The 3,074-nt window shown below is 61.0% G+C and carries 4 protein-coding genes and 1 pseudogene; 3 read left to right on the forward strand and 2 right to left on the reverse strand.

The window, feature by feature from the left end; translation table 11 throughout:
* Window positions 1–124 precede the first annotated feature (124 nt).
* Window positions 125–1,291 (reverse strand): 1-acyl-sn-glycerol-3-phosphate acyltransferase, encoded by a 1,167-nt coding sequence (locus AC1DH9_RS26805; RefSeq protein ID WP_427543232.1) that lies wholly within the window; start codon window positions 1,289–1,291, stop codon window positions 125–127.
* Between the two features lie 140 nt (window positions 1,292–1,431).
* Between AC1DH9_RS26805 and AC1DH9_RS26810 the strand changes: the two genes are divergently transcribed.
* Genes AC1DH9_RS26810 through AC1DH9_RS26820 form a run of 3 tightly spaced genes read left to right on the forward strand, consistent with a single transcriptional unit; the run spans window position 1,432 to window position 2,544 of the window.
* Entirely contained in the window at window positions 1,432–1,614 is a 183-nt protein-coding gene (locus AC1DH9_RS26810) for a CPXCG motif-containing cysteine-rich protein (protein ID WP_081013733.1), read from the forward strand.
* 12 nt (window positions 1,615–1,626) lie between these two features.
* Window positions 1,627–1,887, forward strand: a complete 261-nt coding sequence (locus tag AC1DH9_RS26815) for a putative signal transducing protein (protein ID WP_054595657.1) — start codon at window positions 1,627–1,629, stop codon at window positions 1,885–1,887.
* A gap of 36 nt (window positions 1,888–1,923) precedes the next feature.
* Window positions 1,924–2,544: an SOS response-associated peptidase gene (locus AC1DH9_RS26820; RefSeq protein WP_103320210.1), complete on the forward strand. Its 621-nt coding sequence runs from the start codon at window positions 1,924–1,926 to the stop codon at window positions 2,542–2,544.
* Window positions 2,545–2,664: 120 nt separating this feature from the next.
* Here the strand turns inward: AC1DH9_RS26820 and AC1DH9_RS26825 are convergent.
* Window positions 2,665–3,074, reverse strand: a pseudogene (locus tag AC1DH9_RS26825) (methyl-accepting chemotaxis protein); the annotation flags it as partial.

Below are 3,074 nucleotides of genomic sequence, written 5' to 3' on the forward strand. Positions count from 1 at the left end.
CCGTTTCGGCTTTGCCTGCCTGGCCTTGGCGCTATTGCTGTCGTGGATCAGCCGGCATTTTTGAGATTCGCATCGCACATGAAAACGGCGCCCCGAGGCGCCGTTTTTGTAYTCAGCCAAAACTTTACAGCGGCAATCCCGCTTTGACCCGGTACTGATTGCGCACCGGTGTTGCGTATTGCAGCACCAGGAACGGCCGATGTTCCTCGGGGCAGGCGTCGAGGCGGCTTTGCCATTCTTGCTGGGCCTTGGCCAATTCCTCGGCCGGGAACAGCGTGGCTGCGCTCGGCACCTGCAGTTGCGGGTCGGCGTTGCTCCATTGGGCGTACGCCAGGTAGTGCACCGGGAACAACCGGTAACCGCCGAGGATCTGCCGGTCCATCTCGATTGCCAGTTGCTTGGTGTCTTCGAACAGTTCGCTGATCGGTGCCGCGAAGTTCACGTGGACCCGGCCTTTGTAGCCGGTGATGCCTTTGGCGATGCTCACATCGTCCTCGCCGGGCGCCTTGGTGTAGCTACCGGTGGTGGCGCGGATGTACAGCTCGCGGGCCTTGGCCTGATCGCACGGGTCGTACTCGTAGCTGATCGACACTGGCGTCAGGTTCAGCGACTTGATGACCTCGCCAAACGGCTCGTCCTTGCGGCTCATATGGAACATCTTGAGGATCGCCGACTCGGTACGGTCGTCACCGTCCTTGGCGCGGCCTTCGGCCTGGGCGATCCAGATCGACTGGCAGTCGTTGAGGATCGAGTGATTGATATAGGCCGAGAGCAACTGATACGCCGCCATCTTCTCGCGCCGACCGCTGATGGAGCGGTGCACGATAAAGCTCTTGTTCAGGCGCATCAGATCGCTGACGAAGGGCTTTTGCAGCAGGTTGTCGCCAATCGCGATGCGCGGCGTCGGCAGGCCGGCGTGGTAGATCGCGTAGTTGACGAAGGCCGGGTCCATGACGATGTCACGGTGGTTGGCCAGAAACAGATAAGCGCGGCCGGACTTGAATTGTTCGACCCCGGTGTAGGTCACGCCGTCGGTGGCCCGCTCGATGGTGTGGTCGACATAAAACTCGACCTTGTCCTGCAAGGTTGCAACCGAACGGACGCCGGCAAACTCACGGCGCAGCCGATAAGCTATAAGTGGTTTGAGCATCCAGCCGAAAGCACCGGCAAAACGCGGGAAGCGGAAGTGGGTGAGGATATCTAGAAACGCCTTGTCGCCCAGCAAACGTGCCAGCACCGCTGGGACTTCGCTGTCGTCATAAGGTCGGATGGCATCGAATTCGCCCATCATGCTCTCTTGTTAGAAACGGCTAGGGTAAGTAATGGATTGGATCGATTACGGCAGGTGTACAGTCTGAAAAATACGCCCAAACAAAAATGGCCCTGCAAATAGACCGGCGATTATACGCACAAGTCACTTGGGAGACCGCGATGCTGGAAACCGAGCGCTACGAATGTCCTTATTGTGGTGAAGAGTCAGAGGCGGTTCTGGATTTGTCGGGAGGGGATCAGACGTATATCGAGGATTGCCCCGTGTGTTGTCGGCCGATCACATTTACTCTGCAGACCGATGGTCATGAATGGATGCTCGAAGTTCACAGCGAAAACGAGTGAAGGGTGGCTTCTATGCAGCGTATCTACGAACCGGAAAACCTGATGGAAGGTGAGTTGCTGCAAGGCATGCTGGCCAGCGAAGGGGTCGAGGCGCATCTGGTGGGGCGTGATCTGCTGGGCGGCGCGGGCGAGTTGCCGGTGTTCGGGCTGCTGGGCCTGGCGGTGGATAACGATCAGGCGCAATACGCGCGCGAGTTGATCGCTGCGTACAATGCCGCGCTGCCGATGCCCGGCGACGAACCGGATAGCTTTCCCGACGTCCTGGTCTGTTAGGCTGGCCTCCGTTTTCGTTCAGAGTCGTGTTGCCCCATGTGTGGACGTTTTGCCCTGTTTCGTTGGAACCCCGCGTTCGCGGCCTTGCCCGGTTTCCCGGCCGATCAGCAGGCGCAGTGGAATATTTCGCCCAATGATTCGGTGCTGATCCTGCGCGCCGAGGCGGGGCAGCGCACGCTGGCCCGCGCGCGTTGGGGGCTGACGCCACCGTGGCTGACCGACCTGTCGAAGACCCCGGCCCATGCCCGGGCAGAGACCGTCGCCGAGCAACCGATGTTTCGTGAGGCTTTCCGTCTGCGCCGCTGCCTGTTGCCGGCCAACGGCTTTTACGAATGGCGCGGTACTACCCGCAAGCGCCCGTACTGGCTGACGCCGGGCGAAGGTTCGGCGCTGTTTTTTGCGGCGATCTGGGAAGCGTATCCGGTGCAGGAACAGGTGTGGCTGAGCACGGCAGTGGTGACTCAGGCCGCCTCGAATCAGCGTCGTCCGTTGATTCTCGATGCCGCTGGTCAAGAGGCCTGGCTCAACCCCGAAACCCCGTTGCACACCTTGCAGGCGCTGCTCGCCAGCGAACCTGCGGCCTTGCGCGAGCGGGTGCTGGCGAACCTGGTGAATGATCCGAAACTCAATGCGCCGGAATGCCTGACGCCGGGTTGATGGGGTGTCTGTTCGGACGCCATCGCGAGCAGGCTCGCTCCCACACTGGATCTCCATTGTTCGCGGATTTTGTATCCACTGGAGATCAAATGTGAGAGCGAGCCTGCTCGCGATGGGGCCACCCGCCCGTGCGGCCTCGATGGCTGCGTTCAACGCCAGCAAGTTGGTCTGTTCGGCAATCCCGCGAATGGCGATCAGGATCGCATTGATGTTCTCGCTGTCCTTGGCCAGGGTTTGCACCACGCCGACCGCTTTACCGATTTCCACCGCGAGCACGCCAATCGAGGTCGAGGTGTCGCGCACGATCTGCATGCCTTGGGCGGCGGCCTGATCCGCGTGGCTGGCAGCTTGGGCAGCCTGGGTCGCATTGCGCGCCACGTCCTGGGCGGTGGCGGTCATTTCCTGCACCGCGGTGGCCACCTGATCGATCTCGGCCATTTGCTTGTGTACGCCGAGGTTGGTGCGAATGGCGATGTCGGCGGTATGTTCGGACGAATCGCTGACGCTCTGCACCGAGGTCACCACCTGGG

Source organism: Pseudomonas sp. 05T35 (assembly GCF_056396605.1).

Coding starts and splice junctions, on each gene's coding strand:
- AC1DH9_RS26815 (WP_054595657.1), top strand. CDS start 1,627: ATGCAGCGTATCTACGAACCGGAAAACCTGATGGAAGGTGAGTTGCTG.
- AC1DH9_RS26820 (WP_103320210.1), top strand. CDS start 1,924: ATGTGTGGACGTTTTGCCCTGTTTCGTTGGAACCCCGCGTTCGCGGCC.
- AC1DH9_RS26810 (WP_081013733.1), top strand. CDS start 1,432: ATGCTGGAAACCGAGCGCTACGAATGTCCTTATTGTGGTGAAGAGTCA.
- AC1DH9_RS26805 (WP_427543232.1), bottom strand. CDS start 1,291: ATGATGGGCGAATTCGATGCCATCCGACCTTATGACGACAGCGAAGTC.